Below are 16,486 nucleotides of genomic sequence, written 5' to 3'. Positions count from 1 at the left end.
CCCGTGAACGGCGGGCCGCCCCGGGACTGACGAGCATCCCGGTCCGTAGGTGTGGCTCGAAGATAGGTGCCTTCCAGGTCACTGGCAATGGGAGAGGGGCGCGGGGCGCGCCCGCGGGCGGCGGGCGGCCCGCCTGTACGGGAAGCGTCAAGACGGGCATTCGCGGCGTTAGGGGCACGTCAACGGAGGCGGCGAGGGGTCGGGAAGGAGGTTTCCTCATCTCGTCCGAGAATCCGTTCTTCCTTCTTCTCCGGGAGTCACGATGGCCGATCTGGCCTTCGTCGCCACCGCGCTCGCGGTCTTCGCGCTGGTGGCGTTCATCGCCAAGGGGGTGGCGAAGCTGTGAGTGCCGAGAACATCGTCGGTCTCCTCGTGGCCGCCGCCCTCCTGGGCTATCTCGTCCTCGCCCTCGTCAAGCCCGAGAGGTTCTGAGCCCCGAGATGAGTCCCGTCCTCGCTGGAGTCCTCCAGCTCCTGGCGCTCGTCGCCGCGCTCGGCCTGTCGTACCGGCCGCTGGGCGACCACATGGCGCGCGTCTACTCCTCGGAACGGCACCTGAGACCCGAGAAGTGGGTCTACAAGGCGATCGGCGCGAACCCGTCGGTGGAGATGCGCTGGCCGGCGTATCTGCGCGGGGTCCTCGCCTTCTCCGCCGTGAGCGTCCTCTTCCTGTACCTGCTCCAGCGGGTCCAGGGCGTGCTGCCCGGCTCGCTCGGGTTCGTGTCGATCGACCCCGACCAGGCCTTCAACACCGCCGCCTCCTTCGTGGCGAACACCAACTGGCAGTCGTACTACGGCGAGCAGGCCATGGGCCACGTCGTGCAGACCGGCGGCCTGGCGGTGCAGAACTTCGTGTCGGCGGCGGTCGGCATGGCCGTGGCGGTGGCGCTCGTACGCGGCTTCGCCCGGTCCCGTACCGGCGAGCTCGGCAACTTCTGGGCCGACCTGGTCCGGGGCACGGTCCGGATCCTGCTGCCGATGGCGGTGGTCGGCGCGCTCGTCCTGGTGGCCTGCGGCGCGATCCAGAACTTCTCCGGCATCCACGAGGTCGGGCAGTTCACGGGCGGCACCCAGCAGTGGAACGGCGGCGCGGTCGCCTCCCAGGAGGTCATCAAGGAGCTGGGCACGAACGGCGGCGGTTACTTCAACGCCAACTCGGCCCATCCCTTCGAGAACCCCAACGGGCTGTCCAACCTCTTCGAGATCTACCTGATCCTGGTCATCCCCTTCGCGCTGACCCGCACCTTCGGGCGGATGGTCGGCTCGCTGCGGCAGGGGTACGCGATCCTCGGCACGATGGCCGTGATCTGGCTCGGTTTCACCGCGCTGATGATGTGGACCGAGTTCGCGGGGCGCGGACCGGCGTTCGAGCTGGCCGGCGGGGCGATGGAGGGCAAGGAGACCCGCTTCGGGATCGCCGGCTCGTCGCTGTTCTCGGTGGCGACGACGCTGACGTCGACGGGCGCGGTGAACTCCTTCCACTCCTCCTCCACCGGTTTCGGCGGCGGGATCACGATGCTGGGCATGCAGCTCGGCGAGATCGCGCCCGGCGGTGTCGGGTCGGGCCTGTACGGCATGCTGATCATGGCGGTCATCGCCGTGTTCATCGCCGGCCTGATGGTCGGCCGGACCCCGGAGTACCTGGGCAAGAAGATCGGCACCCGCGAGATCAAGTTCGCGGCCTGCTACATCCTGGTCACCCCGGCCCTGGTGCTCTGCTTCACGGCCGCCTCGTTCGTCCTGGACACCCCGGCGCACTCGATGACCAACTCCGGCGCCCACGGCTTCTCCGAGATCCTGTACGCCTTCACCTCGGGCGCCAACAACAACGGTTCGGCGTTCGCCGGCCTGAACGCCGACACGCAGTGGTTCAACTCGACCATCGGCATCGCGATGCTGCTGGGACGGTTCCTGCCGATGGTGTTCGTCCTCGCGCTGGCCGGCTCGCTCGCCGAGCAGACGCCCGTCCCCGAGACGGCGGGCACCCTGCGCACGGAGAAGCCGCTGTTCACGGGCCTTCTCGTTGGCACGATCATGATCGTCGCCGGTCTCACCTACTTCCCGGCCCTCGCCCTGGGACCGCTCGCCGAAGGACTCGCAGCATGAGCACCCTCACCCCCACCCGGCCCCCGAAGAGCGGGGCGCCCGCCGGACGGCCCGCCGAGACCGGACGCGTCGGCGGCGGACTCTTCGACCCCAGGCAGCTGCTCGCCTCCTTCCCGGACGCGCTCCGCAAGCTCGACCCGCGCGTGATGGTCAAGGCGCCGGTCATGTTCGTGGTGCTGGTCGGTTCGGTCGTCACCACCGTGCTGGCGGTGGCGCATCCGGGGGACTGGTTCGGCTGGGCGATCACCGCCTGGCTGTGGCTGACCACGATCTTCGCCAACCTCGCCGAGGCGGTCGCCGAGGGCCGGGGCAAGGCCCAGGCCGACACGCTGCGCAAGGCCAAGACCGACACCGTCGCCCGCCGGATCACCGGGAGGGACGAGGAGCGGGTCCCGGGCACGGAGCTGCGCGTCGGCGACCTGGTGGTCTGCGAGGCCGGCGACGTCATCCCCGGCGACGGCGACGTCGTCGAGGGCGTCGCGTCCGTCGACGAGTCGGCCATCACCGGCGAGTCCGCCCCCGTCATCCGCGAGTCCGGCGGCGACCGGTGCGCCGTGACGGGCGGCACGAAGGTCCTCTCCGACCGCATCGTCGTGAGGATCACGACGAAGCCCGGCGAGACCTTCATCGACCGGATGATCGGCCTGGTCGAGGGCGCCGCCCGGCAGAAGACGCCGAACGAGATCGCGCTCAACATCCTGCTGGCGTCCCTCACCATCGTCTTCCTGCTCGCCGTCGTCACGCTGAAGCCGTTCGCGATCTACGCGGGCGCCGACGGGCAGACCTCGCTGATCGTCCTCACCGCGCTGCTCGTCTGCCTGATTCCGACGACCATCGGGGCGCTGCTCTCGGCGATCGGCATCGCGGGCATGGACCGCCTCGTCCAGCGCAACGTCCTCGCCATGTCGGGACGCGCGGTCGAGGCCGCCGGCGACGTGTCGACACTGCTCCTCGACAAGACCGGCACGATCACGCTGGGCAACCGGCAGGCCGCCGAGTTCGTCCCCGTACGCGGCACCACCGCCGCCGAACTGGCCGACGCCGCCCAGCTGTCGTCCCTCGCGGACGAGACCCCCGAGGGCCGCTCGGTGGTGGTCCTGGCCAAGGAGAAGTACGGGCTGCGCGAGCGCCACCAGGGCGAACTCGCCCACGCGACGTGGATCGAGTTCACCGCCCAGACCCGCATGTCCGGCGTCGACGTCGACGGCAGGAAGGTGCGCAAGGGAGCCACCGGCTCCGTCGTGGCGTGGGTGAAGGAGAACGGCGGCGAGGTCGCCGAGGACGCCCAGGAACTCACCGACGCCATCTCCCAGGCCGGCGGCACCCCGCTCCTCGTCGCCGTCAAGGACGACAAGGGCGCCCGCGTCCTGGGCGTCATCCACCTCAAGGACGTCGTCAAGGAGGGCATGCGCGAACGGTTCGACGAGCTGCGCCGCATGGGCATCAGGACCGTCATGATCACGGGTGACAACCCGCTGACCGCGAAGGCCATCGCCGAGGAGGCCGGTGTGGACGACTTCCTCGCCGAGGCCACCCCCGAGGACAAGATGGCCCTCATCAAGCGCGAGCAGGCCGGCGGCAAGCTCGTCGCGATGACCGGCGACGGCACCAACGACGCGCCCGCGCTCGCGCAGGCCGACGTCGGGGTGGCGATGAACACGGGCACGTCGGCCGCGAAGGAGGCCGGCAACATGGTCGACCTCGACTCCGACCCGACCAAGCTCATCGAGATCGTCGAGATCGGCAAGCAACTCCTCATCACCCGAGGCGCGTTGACGACCTTCTCGATCGCCAACGACGTGGCGAAGTACTTCGCGATCATCCCCGCGATGTTCACCGTCGCCTATCCGGCGCTGGACAAGCTCAACATCATGGGCCTGCACTCGCCCGAGTCCGCGATCCTCTCCGCCGTCGTCTTCAACGCGCTGATCATCGTCGCCCTCGTCCCGCTGGCGCTGAAGGGCGTCCGCTACCGGCCGTCGAGCGCCGACGCGATGCTCCGCCGCAACCTCGCGGTCTACGGACTCGGCGGCCTGGTCGCCCCCTTCATCGGCATCAAGCTCATCGACATGCTCCTCACCCTCATCCCCGGAATCGGCTGATCACCGCCATGAACAACTCCGTAGGAAGCACCGGCCGGGTCCTCTGGGCGGGCCTGCGCGCCCTCCTCGTCCTCACCCTCGTCTGCGGCGTGCTCTACCCGCTCGCCGTCACCGGCATCGCCCAACTCGCCTTCCCCGGCAAGGCCGACGGCTCCGAGATCGAGGACGCGTCCGGGAAGGTCGTCGGCTCCGCACTCATCGGCCAGTCGTACCTCGACGGGGACGCCCCCGACCTGCGCTGGTTCCAGCCCCGCCCGTCCAACGGCCTCGGCACCAACAGCGTCAACACCCGGTACTCGATCCTCCTCTCCGGCGCCACCAACCGCTCCGGCGACAACGCCGACCTGATCAAGTGGGTGACGGACGCCAAGGCGGCCGCCGTCAAGGACAACTCCACGAACGACTACAAGGTGAAGCCCGCCGACGTCCCCGCCGACGCGGTCACCTCCTCCGGCTCCGGCCTGGACCCGCACATCTCCCCGGAGTACGCGAGACTCCAGGTCCACCGCGTCGCCGAGCGCAACCACCTCGCCGTCGACCGGGTCGACAAGCTCGTCGCCGACCACACCGAGGGCCGTGTCCTCGGCTTCATCGGCGAACCCCGCGTCAACGTCCTCCGACTCAACATCGCACTGCGCGAACTGACCGGCGGTCAGTAGGGGAGGAGGCGGGTCTCGACCGCCGGCAGGCCCTTCGCCCACCAGTGGTCGTACCGCCCGTACACCCGCGGATCGCGGTCGGCGAGCAGCGCCCCCAGGGACGCCGCCTCGGCCGCGAGCCCGTCCCAGTCGCCGGCCGCGAGCGGGTGGAAGGCCGCCGCCTCGATCCCGCCCTCGACCGGCCGCCAGGCCCCCGCCACGTACCCGTCGACCAGCAGCGTCGGCAGCACGTCGCCGTTGATCCGTATGACGTGCCCGCGGTACGCGGCGGGGACGATCCGGCTCCGGTCCGCGTACGCGAGCAGCGTGCTGTCCCACATCGCCATCAGGCGCGGCGGGGCCGGTGCGGCACCGTCCGGGCGGGCCGCGCCCGGCAGGTCGTACAGCACCGTGCCGTCCGCGCCGGCCAGGAGCTCCGCCGCGCCCTCCGCGACCAGCGCGTCGAGCGCCGCGCGGGCCCGGCCGCGCTGCACCAGGCCGAACTGGCCCAGGTCCGCCGCCGACGCCGGGCCGAAGCCCGCGAGATAGCGGTGGGCCAGCGTCCTCAGCCCCTCGGCCGCCGCCTCCGGGTCCATCGCCGGCGGAAGGTGTCCGGAGGCGACGAAACCGGGGGAGGCGGCGTACTGCCACGGCGGGCCGCTCGGCACGTGCCACAGCGGCGCGTACTGCCGCAGTATCCGCCCCGCCGTCGGGGTGAGGCTCCCCCCGCCCCACAACTCCTCGGCCCGCAGCCGCAGTTCCTCCCCGGTGCGGGAGCGGTCCGCGTACGCGAGGAGCTCCGGCAGCAGGGCGTCGGCGCCGTCCGGGGTGATCCCGGTGTCGGTGAACCGCCGGTCGCGCAGCCGGCCCCCGCGCAGCGTCGGCTCCACGGCCGTCCGGAAGGACGGGTAGTCGTCGGCGTGCACGAGGTGCAGGGTGATCCGCATCAGCGTCGAGCGGACCAGCCGGAAGCCCCCGACGGCCGCGTCGAGCTCGGCCGGATCGAAGTCCCGCACCCTGTTCCACAGCGCCACGTACGGCGAGCCCGGCTGCTGTGCCTGGAGCGCCACCGCACGCCGCACCGCCTCCTCGACGCCGACCGCCTCCCTCGCGAGCAGCGACTGGCGGGCGAGCGTGGCCCGGTTGAGCGCACGGGCGGTGAGGGCGGGCCGGGTCGGCGGCGCGGTCGCGGTCATGGCCCCGATTGTGGCGCGGGGGACCGACAACGGCCCCCGCGCCACCGGCAATGGCCCCCCGCGCCACCGGTGACGGCCCCCCCGCGCCACCGGCGACGGCTACTGCTCGCGCAGCCCCCAGGGGGAGCCGTACTCCGTGAGGAGGTTCAGGAAGGGGCGCGGGTCGAGGGCCTCGGCGCCGAGTACGCCGGAGCCGGTCCAGACGCCGGTGGCGAGCAGCTCCAGCGCGACGACCGGGTTGACGGCGGTCTGCCAGACGACGGCCTGCGAACCGTACTCGCGCATCGACCACTCGTTGTCGACCACGTGGTACAGGTACACCTCGCGCGGCGCCCCGTCCTTCACGCCCTTCACCCAGGTGCCCGCGCAGGTCTTGCCGCGCATCCGGTCGCCCAGCGTCGCCGGGTCCGGCAGACAGGCGGCGACGACGTCACGAGGCGAGACCCGCGTCCCGTCGGGGAGCGTCACCGGCTCCGTGCGGTCGAGCCCCACCCGGTGCAGCTCCTTCAGCGTGCGGATGAACTCCTCGCCGAGGCCGTACTTGAACGTGACCCGGCGGGCGTCCACCCAGCGGGGGATCAGCAGCACCTCCTCGTGCTCCACGTTCACGCACTCCACCGGCCCGATGCCCTCGGGGAAGTCGAAGACCTCCGGCTCGCTGAACGGCGGCGTGGTGAACCAGCCCCGGTCCGCCTCCCAGACCACCGGTGGGTTCAGGCACTCCTCGATGGTCGTCCAGATGGAGAACGAGGGCGCGAAGTCGTAGCCGTCCACGGTGAGGTTCGCGCCGTCGCGGACGCCGATCTCCTCGACGGAGTCGAAGAGCTCCTCGGCGGCGTACCGCGCGAAGACGTCCGACAGACCCGGCTCCACGCCGATCCCGACGAGCGCGAGCCGCCCGGCCTTCTCCCACTCCGCCGCCCGCTCGAACTGGGCGTCGCCCAGCTTCACCCCGCACTCCTCGTGCGGGCGTTCCGGATGCGGCCGGGACAGCGACATCGCCATGTCGAGGTAGTGCGCCCCGGCGTCGAGGGCCGCCTCGAAGAGCGGCATCACGAACCGGGGGTCGGTCGCGTTCAGCAGGACGTCGCAGCGCTCGCGCTCCAGGAGCTCGGCCACCGCCGCCCGGTCGGAGGCGTCGATCCGGGCCGCCGTGAAGCGGCCGCCGGCCGACCCGCCGAGCGCGGCGACGGCCGCCTCGGCGCGGGACACGTCGTAGTCGGCCACCACCATGTGACCGAGGAAGGAGCGGCGGGCGGCGATCCGGGTGACGGCGGTCCCCACGCCACCGGCACCGACAAGCAGGACACGCATCTCGACAAACCACCTCTCATCGTCATGAAACAAGACAGTTCCCGGGAGTGCGCCCATGAAAGCCGTCCGCCGGGACACGGGTCAACGGCGTTGGCATAACCTGGGAAGAGGTGGGCAGAGAGGCTTCCATGGCTAAGAAAGTGGTACCGGAAGGGGAGAGGCGCCGCAGAAAACCCGTCAAGGCGGGCGGTGTCGTCCTCTCCGAACGGCTCTACATCGAAACCGCCCTGCGGATGCTCCAGGAACACGGCAGGGAGGGACTGACCGTGCGCCGGCTCGGCGCGGCCATCGGCGCCGACCCCAGCAGCCTCTACCGCTACTTCCGGGGCACCGACGACCTCCTCCTCGCCGTCGGCGACGAACTCGCCGGCCGCGCCCTGCGCGGCTGGGCGGCCACCGGCGACTGGCGGGCCGACCTGCGCGAACTCGGCCTGCGGATCCACTCCGCCTACCTCGCCCACCCACAGGCGGCGATCCTCACCGCCAGCCGGGTCAGCGGCCGCTCCCACGAGATCGCCGCCGACGAGGCGATCCTCGGCGTCCTGCGCGGCGCGGGACTCCCCGACGCGGAGGCGGTCCGCGTCTACCACGCCTTCATCGACCAGGCCCTCGCCTTCGCCGCGCTCGACGCGGCGGCCCTCGCCCTCCCGCACACCGCCCGCGCCGCCGACGAGGCCGTCTGGCAGGCCACGTACGCCCGCCTCCCCGCCGCCACCCACCCCCACATCGCCGCCACCGCCCCCCGCCTCGTCGCCCGCATGAACACCAGCGCCTACCCGACGGCCCTGGAGATGCTCCTGGACAACGCGGCGGCGACCCTCGACGCGACCTGAGAGGGGAGAACGGCGCGGGCGCGTCCGGGGCGGGCGGCGGCGCGTCCGGGCCGGGGCGGGGCGGTGGCGCGTCCGGGGCAGGGGTGGGCGTCCGGGGCGGGTGGCGGCGCGGCGCGCGGCCGCGGGCTCCGCCGCGTACGAACAATGTGGGTGGAACCGTACGCACCACCCGAATCGCCCCACGGGAGCCCCCACCCATGTGCCCCCCGCCGATGAGCGCGCGCCCCTCGACCACGCCCCCCACGACCACGCCCCCCTCGACCACGACCACGACCACGTCGCCCCTGGGTCCGCCGTCGCCCCTGAGTCCGTCGACGTCGCCGTCGCCCCCCGTCCGGATCGGCGCCCTCGCCCCGCTGAGCCGACCCGGCTGGACGGAGGCGGGCCGGCATCTGCTCGCCGGCCTCGAACTGGCCGCGGACGAGGTGAACGCCGGCGGAGGGATCGCCGGACGGCCGCTGGAACTCCTCGTCAGGGACACCGCGGCCGACCCGCGCCGGGCCGAGGCGGCCGTGGACGAGCTGGACGCCCTCGGCGTGGCCGCCCTGGCGGGCGAGTACCACAGCGTCGCGGCCCGTGCCGCCGCCACCCGCGCCGACGCCCTCGGCCTGCCGTTCCTCTGCTCCTCCGCGGTCATCGACGCGCTGACCGAGCGCCCGGCGGACCGGGTCGCGCGCCTGGCCCCCGCGCAGTCCCACGGCTGGCGCGTCTACGCGGAGTTCCTCCGCGCCGCGGGCCACACCCGCCTCGCGCTCGCCACCGAGCCGAGCGCCTACTGGGCGGCGGGCGCCCGCGTCCTCCGCGAGGAACTGGCCCCGCGCGGCGGCACCGTCACGGAACTCGACGCGCGCGCCCTGTCCCCGGCGGCGCTCGCCGGCGAACTGGCCGCCGGGGGCGCGACGGCGCTCCTCCTCCTGACCGGCTTCCCCGACCCGGCGGTCGAGCTCGTCAGGACCGTCCGCCGCGACCCCCGCCTCGCCGGCCTCCTGATCGGCGCGCCGGCCGGCCAGCCGGAGTTCGCCGAGTGGGCGGCGCTGCTGGGCGGCGAGGCCGGCGGGATCCCCTTCCTGCGCTACCTCCCCGCCCATCCGACCGCCCTCGGCGCCCGCGTGGAGGCGACCCTCCGCGACCGCCTCGCCGCGGCCCCCTCCTTCGTGGCCTTCGAGGGGTACGACACGGTCACCGTCCTCGCCGAGACCCTCCGCGCCCACGGCGCGGACCGCACGGCCGTCGCCGACGCCTGGCCCCACGTCGTGGTGGAGGGCACCCGGGGCAAGATCCGCTTCACCCGCCCCTCGGACGGCGCCCCCGTCTGGCAGTGGGACCGCCCCCCGGTCCAGGTGTCCGACCGCGACCCCGCCGACCCCACCCGCTTCCGCACCCTCCACACGGCGTGAGGGCGTCCGCCCCGGCCCGTCCCGCGGATCCGCTTGCGGAGTACCGCGCCCCTCCACCACCGTGTACCGGGGCGAGGACGGAGCCCCGGGAACGCGAGCGCACAGGGGTGGGGCGGATGGGGCGGGCAGGGCAGCCGACGGGGCGGGCGGCGCGGGACGTCTGGGCGGCGGAGGCGTACGAGGTCCTCGTCGAGGTCGCGCGGACCTACGACGCCGTCATCACGTACAAGGAGCTGGGGGAGGAGATCCAGGCCCGGAGCGGCCTCCCGACCGACTCCCTCCTCCACACCTGGATCGGCCCGATCCTGGGACAGGTCGTGCGCGAGGCCCACCACCGAGGCGACCCGCCCCTGACGGCCCTGGTCGTCCACCTGGGCGACGGCAAGGTGGGCAGCGGCTACAAGGAGGTCCTGGCCGTCGCCGGACAGCCGCCGGTGGAGGACGAGTTGGAGCGGGAGTACCACGCCGCCGAGTCCCGCCTGGAGTGCTACCGCCGCTTCGGCGCCACCCTTCCCCCCGACGGGGGAAGGCCCAGACTGGCCCCCCGGCTGGAGACCACCCTGGCCCGCCGAAGCGAGCGCGAGCGCGAGGTCCGGCCGCCCCGGATCTGCGCACGCTGCTTCCTCCAGCTCCCCGCCTCGGGCCTCTGCGACTCCTGCGACTGACCCCGAGAGCACGGACGCACCCCCGCCCCGCCCCGACCAGCAAAAAGACCCCTCCCGAAGGAGGGGTCTCACTGTGCGCCCCCGGCAGGACTCGAACCTGCGGCCAAGTGCTTAGAAGGCACCTGCTCTATCCGCTGAGCTACGGGGGCCGGTGATGGCCCTGGGCCTGGTGGCCCGGGTGGGTGGGGTGGGGCTGCCGGGACAAGGATAGGGGTCCTGGCGGCTTCGCCCGGGTGCTTCGCCTGCGTGGCACGATGTGGAGGTTCGGTGAAGCGAACCGATAATCGCAGGCAGGTGCGATTCGCGCAGCGCTTTTCGCGCCGTGCGCGGCGGGTGTTGTGCACTCGTTATGCCCCGGGTTCCGGGCGGCCTCCCCTTCTTCGGCGCGTAGGGGCGCCATACGCTTCAAAAACGCTCATAAATTGGGCATTCTTCGCATGTGGTGACCTTGGACGAACGGCCTCAGCTGATCGACGCACTCTCCGCCCTGCGCGACCGAGTCGCGGCCGTGCGTCTTCCGCTCCCCCTGCCCGACGTGCCGCGCGCCCGGCAGACGCGGGCCGAGTTGCTCGCGCAGCTCGACGACTACCTGGTGCCGCGGCTGCGGGATCCCGACGCGCCGCTGCTCGCCGTCGTGGGCGGGTCCACGGGGGCCGGGAAGTCGACGCTCGTGAACTCGCTGGTCGGGCGGCGGGTGAGCGAGGCGGGGGTGCTGCGGCCCACGACGCGGACACCGGTGCTCGTCTGCCATCCCGAGGACCACCACTGGTTCGCGGGGCTGCGGGTGCTGCCGCAGCTCACCCGGGTGTGGCTGCCGCAGACCGACGACGACCACCCGCCCACCGAGGGCCCCGACACCGGGGACAACGCGCTGCGGGTCGAGACCGCCGCCACCCTGCCCCGCGGACTCGCCCTCCTCGACGCGCCCGACATCGACTCCCTCGTCGTCGAGAACCGGCTGCTCGCGGCCGAGTTGATGTGCGCCGCCGACATCTGGGTGATGGTCACCACCGCGTCCCGGTACGCGGACGCCGTGCCCTGGCATCTGCTCCGTACCGCCAAGGAGTACGACGTCACCCTCGTCACCGTCCTCGACCGGGTGCCCCACCAGGTCGTCGGCGAGGTCTCCCGGCAGTTCGGGGCGCTGCTCGACAAGGCCGGGCTCGGGGACGTACCCCGGTTCACCATCCCCGAGCTGCCCGAGTCGACCGGTGACGGGAGCGGGCTGCTGCCCGAGAGCGCCGTCACCGTGCTGCGCGGCTGGCTCGCGCACCGGGCCGACGACCCGGCCGCGCGCCAACAGGCCGTCTCCCGTACCGCCTCCGGCATCATCGACTCGCTCGACAGCCGGCTCCCCGAACTGGCCGGTGCCGTCGCCGCGCAGTACGCCGCCGCCGTACGCCTCGGGGCCGCCGTCGAGACCGCCTACCGGCAGCAGGGCGCCCGGGTGCGGAAGGAGCTCGGCAAGGGCGCCGTGCTCGCCGGCGACGCGCGGGCGCGCTGGCGGGCCTACCCGCGCGACAGCACCGCCGACGAACTCCTCGACGCCCTCACGGAATCCCTCGCCGCCCTCCTCCACTGCGCCGTCTCCGCCGCCGAGGAGTCGATCCGGGACGTCCACCGCCGCGAGCCCGCCGCGGGCGCCCTCGGCACCCTCCCCGCCGGCGGCGACCGGGACGTCGCCGAGCGGATCGGCCTGGAGGTACGCCACTGGCGGCAGGTCCTGGAGGAGTCGGCCGAGGAGGAGGTGCGGGGCGTGGAGAAGCCCGCCGGGCGCGGGGCGGCGGTCCCCGACGCCGGGACCGTCGCCGCCCTGCTCGCCGCCTCCCTCCTCGGCGGCCGGCGCGCCCGGCCCGCCGGCGAGCGGCTCGCCGAACTCCTCGGCGCCCAGGCCGCCCTGCGCCTGCGCGACAAGGGCGGCGCCCTCGTGCTCACCCATGTCGACCGTGTCCTGCACGCCGAGCGCGACCGGCGCCTCGCGCCCCTCGACGCCCTCGGCGTCACCCCCGAGCCGCAGGCGGAGCTGATCGCCGCGCTCTCCGTACTGCAGAAGGAGAAGTGACGTGGCCGAGAAGCCGCTGGAGACCACCGGCCGTGAGGCGTGGGACGACGGGCTGATCGCGCGGCGGGCCGCCGAGCGGGCCGCCCCCGAGCAGGCGGCCGCCGGGGAGGCCGACGCCGGGGACGTCGACGCCGAGGACGCGCGGGGGTTCGGGGGGAGTTACGGCGGTGGGCTGCGGACGCGGCTCGACGCCCTCCACGAGCTCGTCGGGCTCTCGCGTACGCGGGTCGAGAGCGAGGCGCTCGCCGAGGCCGGGCGGGTCCTGGACGAGGCCGCCGCCCGGCAGCGGCTCTCCTCCCGGCACACCGTCGTCGCGCTCGCCGGCGCCACCGGCAGCGGCAAGTCCACCCTCTTCAACGCCCTCGCCGGCGTCGCCGTCTCCGAGACCGGGCTGCGCCGGCCCACCACCTCCGCGCCGCTCGCCCTCACCTGGTCGGAGGGGGCCGCCGGGCTCCTCGACCGGCTGGGCGTGCCGGGACGGCTGCGCCGCCGGCCCCTCGCGGGCGGGGCCGCCGACGCCGAACTCCAGTCGCTCGTCCTCATCGACCTGCCCGACCACGACTCGGCCGTCACCGCCCACCGCGACCAGGTCGACCGGGCGCTCGGCCTGGTCGACGCCGTCATCTGGGTCGTCGACCCGGAGAAGTACGCCGACGCCGCCCTCCACGAGCGGTATCTGCGGCCGCTCGCCGGGCACGCCGAGGTCACCTTCGTCGTGCTCAACCAGGTCGACCGGCTCGGCGCCGAGGCCGCCGAACTCGTCCTCGACGACCTGCGCCGGCTCCTCGACGAGGACGGCATGGCCCTCGGCGAGCACGGCGAGCCGGGCGCCACCGTGCTGCCCGTCTCCGCCCTCACCGGCGAGGGCGTGTCCGAACTCCGCGAACTCCTCGCCCGGTTCGTCCAGGAACGCACCGCCGCCGAGCGGCGCATCGCCGCCGACATCGACGCCGCCGCGGCCAAGCTCCGGACCGCCTACGTGGCGGACGGGCGGTCGGGCCTCGGGGAGCGGAGCCGCGAGGAGTTCGCCGGCCGCCTCGCCGTCGCCGTCGGCGCCCAGGCGGCCGGTGAGGCCGCCGAGCGGGTCTGGCGGCGCGGCGCCATCCGCGCCTGCGGATCGCCCTGGCTGCGGCTGCACCGCTGGTACGAGCGCAAGCGCTGGCACGGCTCCACCGACCCCCGGCTCGCGGCGCCCGTCGAGGACGAACTGACCGCCCGGCAGCGCGTCGAGCAGGCGGTGCGGATCGTGGCCGACGAGGCCTCGCGCGGGCTGCCCGCGCCCTGGGCCCACGCCGTGCGGGAGGCCGCCACGCGCAGCGCCGAGGGGCTGCCCGAGGCGCTCGACGAGCTGACCGTCACCCTCGGCGACCCGGCCGCCCGGCCGCCGCGCCCCGCCTGGTGGCCGGCCGCCGTCCTCGCGCAGGCCCTGATGACGCTCCTGCAGCTCTTCGGCGCGTTGTGGCTGGTCGGCCAGATCGTCGGCGTGGTGGAACCCGGGCTGCTGCCCCCGGTCCTGGTGATGCTGGGCGGGATCGTCGGCGGTCCGCTGATCGAATGGGCCTGCGAGAGCGCGGTGAAGGGGCCGGCCCGGCGGTACGGGCAGGAGGCCGAACGCAAGCTGACGGAAGCGGCCGCCGCCTGTGGTCGGGCCCGGGTCCTCGACCCCGTCTCCGCCGAACTGCTGCGCTACCGCGAGGTGCGCGAGCAGTACGCGAAGGTGGCCGGCCCCCGGCCCTCGCCGAGGATCGTCGGCGCGGGCGGCCGCGGGGGAGCCCTGCGGCTGGGCGCGACCCGGACGGGGTCCCGTATCCGGTAGTGGCCCCCGCGTCGATCCCCCTCCCGGGTGGGAGGTTCGTCCACAGCCCGCCGGCCGTCCACAGGCGCCGGCGGGCTTTCCGCTGCCCCGCCAGCATGGTCCTCGGCAGAAGCTCGCAGCGGGGACCAGGGAGAGGGACGGACATGAACGACACGACGGTGACGCTGGTGGGGAACGTGGCGACGGCGCCGGACTACCGGGAGACGGCGGCCGGGAGCGTGGCCCGCTTCCGGTTCGCGGTGACCGCCCGGCGGTGGGACCGCGAGCGGGCGGTCTGGACCGACGGCGCCACCAGCTTCTACACGGTCTCGGCCTGGCGGGCGCTCGGATCCAACCTCATGGCCTCGGTCTCCGTGGGGGAACCCCTCGTGGTCCACGGGCGGCTGAAGGTCCGTGAGGACGAGCGCGACGGGCAGCGCAAGACCTTCGTCGACGTCGACGCGCTCGCCGTCGGGCACGACCTCTCGCGGGGGACCGCCGCGTTCAGGAGGATCTCGCGGGGTGAGTCCCGGGGCCCGGGGGAGGGGGACCTGACGGAGAAAGAGGAGGAGCCGGGACTCGTCCCGGCGGACGGAAAGGACCCCTGGACGGCCGCGGCACACCAGCTGGTAACCGCTCCCTGACCTTGAGTTGTGGGGATTTGTCGACCAACTCGCCGGGGACATAACGATTCCGAGACGGAATGGTTATCTCACCGTAGGACCGGGGACCGAGCCCTTCCGCCTCCCTAGGATTCCCGAGTACTCATGAGGCACGTGAGCCCATCGAGTCACTGAGTCTGCTGGCGGGCGCTCCCCCCACGCGAATCGACCATGTTCGCGGAGCGACTCGCCCGGAGGGGAATGCAATGTTTTCAGTTCGTGGGCGCGGTGTTGCCCGCTTGGCCGCTGCGACCCTGGTTTCCGGCCTGGTCGCCTCCAGTGCGATAGCCCTCGCGGCACCCGCGATGGCCGACGGCGGCGGCGCCGCCGCGACGCTGGGGGGCCTCACGGAGTCCGGCAAGATCCAGATCGAGAGCGACCGGGGCGACTCGGTCCAGCGGGGTGGCCTCTTCGAGCTGACCGTCGACGGCGGCGGCTCGCTCCAGGCGTACTGCATCGACCTGTGGACCTCCACCGACGCGGGTACGGCGTACAGGGAGACCGACTGGGACAAGTCGACCCTCCACGACAACCCGAACGCCGGCAAGATCCGCTGGATCCTGCAGCACTCCTACCCCGAGGTCAACGACCTCAACGCGCTGGCCGGCAAGGCCGGCGTCGCCGCCCTGACGGGCGACGAGGCCGCCACGGCGACCCAGGCCGCGATCTGGAAGTACTCCGACAACGTCAAGGCCACCCCGGAGGACCCGGAGGCCAAGGCGCTCGCCGAGTACCTGGTCGCCGAGGCCGCCAAGGCGCCCGACCAGGAGGAGCCGAAGGTCTCCCTGGCCGCCGCCCCGGCCTCCATCGCCGGCAAGGCCGGCGAGAAGCTCGGTCCGGTCAAGGTGACCACCACGGCCGCCGACGGCGCCGTCAAGGTCTCCCTGCCCGCCGACGCCCCGGCGAACGTCAAGGTCGTGGACAAGGACGGCAAGGCCGTCACCTCCGCGAGCAACAACACCGAGCTCTTCCTGGACGTCCCGGCGGGCACCCCCGACGGCACGACCAAGATCACCCTGCAGACCGAGACCGAGGTCGCGATCGGCCGCGTCTTCGGCAGCGTCGAGGGCCACGAGCAGACGCTGATCCTGGCCGGCAGCAGCAAGTCCACGGTCAACACCGAGGTCACCGCCGCCTGGGCGAAGAAGGGTGCGGTCCCGGCCGTCACCGTCGCCGAGAACTGCGCCAAGGGCGGCCTCGACATCACCGCCTCCAACGAGGGTGACGAGGACTGGACCTTCGACGTGAAGGGCGTCTCCTACACGATCAAGGCCGGCGAGTCCAAGACCGTCACGGTCCCGGTCGCCGAGGACGCCGCGTACGACTTCACCATCACGGGCCCGAACGGCTTCTCGAAGTCCTTCCAGGGCGTCCTCGACTGCAAGACCGCCCCGAGCCCGGAGCCGTCGACCGGCACCCCGTCGGCGACCCCGTCGACCGGCACCCCGTCCGAGACCCCCTCGGCGACCCCGTCCACCCCGGCGCCCAGCGCCTCCACGGACGCCTCCACCGGCACCACCGGCACCACCGGCGGCGACCTGGCCGAGACCGGCAGCTCCAACGCCACCCCGATGATCGCCGGCATCGCCGTCGCGCTCGTCCTGGCCGGCGGTGGCGCGGTGTTCTTCCTCCGCAAGCGGAAGGCCGCTGGTCAGTAAGCACGGCAGAGCATGACGTCACCGGGTGAACGCACCCGGTGACGGCGACGGCCCCGGAC

Annotated in this window: 13 protein-coding genes and 1 tRNA gene; 11 read left to right on the top strand and 3 right to left on the bottom strand. The window is 73.4% G+C overall.

Annotated elements, in window-relative coordinates; translation table 11 throughout:
* Positions 1-342 precede the first annotated feature (342 nt).
* From kdpF to ACFQ8C_RS26005, 4 genes are read left to right on the top strand one after another with little or no spacing between them, the layout of a single operon-like run.
* Positions 343-432, top strand: coding sequence for a K(+)-transporting ATPase subunit F (gene kdpF / locus ACFQ8C_RS26020; RefSeq protein ID WP_033204243.1), 90 nt, complete (start codon positions 343-345; stop codon positions 430-432).
* 8 nt (positions 433-440) lie between these two features.
* Complete coding sequence (gene kdpA, locus ACFQ8C_RS26015) at positions 441-2,105, top strand: potassium-transporting ATPase subunit KdpA (RefSeq protein WP_383461819.1); 1,665 nt, start codon at positions 441-443, stop codon at positions 2,103-2,105.
* Positions 2,102-4,207, top strand: coding sequence for a potassium-transporting ATPase subunit KdpB (gene kdpB, locus ACFQ8C_RS26010; RefSeq protein WP_383461817.1), 2,106 nt, complete (start codon positions 2,102-2,104; stop codon positions 4,205-4,207). Before kdpA ends, kdpB begins: the two co-directional genes overlap by 4 nt.
* 8 nt (positions 4,208-4,215) lie before the next feature.
* A complete protein-coding gene (locus ACFQ8C_RS26005) occupies positions 4,216-4,866 on the top strand; it encodes a potassium-transporting ATPase subunit C (RefSeq protein ID WP_383461815.1) in 651 nt (216 codons plus the stop codon).
* Here ACFQ8C_RS26005 and ACFQ8C_RS26000 read toward each other — a convergent pair.
* Together ACFQ8C_RS26000 and ACFQ8C_RS25995 are read right to left on the bottom strand one after the other, a co-directional pair.
* A complete protein-coding gene (locus ACFQ8C_RS26000) occupies positions 4,860-6,041 on the bottom strand; it encodes a winged helix DNA-binding domain-containing protein (RefSeq protein ID WP_383461813.1) in 1,182 nt (393 codons plus the stop codon). The two genes, ACFQ8C_RS26005 and ACFQ8C_RS26000, sit on opposite strands and share 7 nt — an antisense overlap.
* Before the next feature lie 99 nt (positions 6,042-6,140).
* Positions 6,141-7,355 carry a saccharopine dehydrogenase family protein gene (locus ACFQ8C_RS25995; RefSeq protein WP_383461812.1) on the bottom strand — a complete coding sequence of 405 codons (1,215 nt, stop codon included), beginning with the start codon at positions 7,353-7,355 and terminating at the stop codon, positions 6,141-6,143.
* Between the two features lie 128 nt (positions 7,356-7,483).
* Here ACFQ8C_RS25995 and ACFQ8C_RS25990 point away from each other — a divergent pair, with 128 nt between their 5' ends.
* From ACFQ8C_RS25990 to ACFQ8C_RS25980, 3 genes are all read left to right on the top strand, one after another.
* Positions 7,484-8,188 carry a TetR/AcrR family transcriptional regulator gene (locus ACFQ8C_RS25990; RefSeq protein WP_383461811.1) on the top strand — a complete coding sequence of 235 codons (705 nt, stop codon included), beginning with the start codon at positions 7,484-7,486 and terminating at the stop codon, positions 8,186-8,188.
* 212 nt (positions 8,189-8,400) lie between these two features.
* A complete protein-coding gene (locus ACFQ8C_RS25985; RefSeq protein WP_383461810.1) occupies positions 8,401-9,585 on the top strand; it encodes an ABC transporter substrate-binding protein in 1,185 nt (394 codons plus the stop codon).
* A gap of 116 nt (positions 9,586-9,701) precedes the next feature.
* Entirely contained in the window at positions 9,702-10,250 is a 549-nt protein-coding gene (locus ACFQ8C_RS25980; protein WP_383461809.1) for a hypothetical protein, read from the top strand.
* 76 nt (positions 10,251-10,326) lie between these two features.
* Here ACFQ8C_RS25980 and ACFQ8C_RS25975 read toward each other — a convergent pair.
* A tRNA-Arg gene (locus ACFQ8C_RS25975) sits at positions 10,327-10,399 on the bottom strand.
* Between the two features lie 299 nt (positions 10,400-10,698).
* Here ACFQ8C_RS25975 and ACFQ8C_RS25970 point away from each other — a divergent pair.
* The 4 genes from ACFQ8C_RS25970 (at position 10,699) to ACFQ8C_RS25955 (ending at position 16,427) form a co-directional block, all read left to right on the top strand.
* A complete protein-coding gene (locus ACFQ8C_RS25970; RefSeq protein WP_383461807.1) occupies positions 10,699-12,312 on the top strand; it encodes a dynamin family protein in 1,614 nt (537 codons plus the stop codon).
* 1 nt (position 12,313) lies between these two features.
* A complete protein-coding gene (locus ACFQ8C_RS25965) occupies positions 12,314-14,128 on the top strand; it encodes a GTP-binding protein (RefSeq protein ID WP_383461805.1) in 1,815 nt (604 codons plus the stop codon).
* 143 nt (positions 14,129-14,271) lie between these two features.
* Complete coding sequence (locus ACFQ8C_RS25960) at positions 14,272-14,751, top strand: single-stranded DNA-binding protein (protein ID WP_383461804.1); 480 nt, start codon at positions 14,272-14,274, stop codon at positions 14,749-14,751.
* A 257-nt stretch (positions 14,752-15,008) separates the two neighbouring features.
* A complete protein-coding gene (locus tag ACFQ8C_RS25955; protein ID WP_383461803.1) occupies positions 15,009-16,427 on the top strand; it encodes a Cys-Gln thioester bond-forming surface protein in 1,419 nt (472 codons plus the stop codon).
* Positions 16,428-16,486 lie beyond the last annotated feature (59 nt).

Origin of the sequence: Streptomyces sp. NPDC056503 (assembly GCF_042794995.1) — a bacterium.
GTDB lineage: Bacteria > Actinomycetota > Actinomycetes > Streptomycetales > Streptomycetaceae > Streptomyces.
The sequence above is the reverse complement of the archived record's forward strand: the minus strand, read 5'-3'. Positions and strand labels throughout refer to the sequence as shown.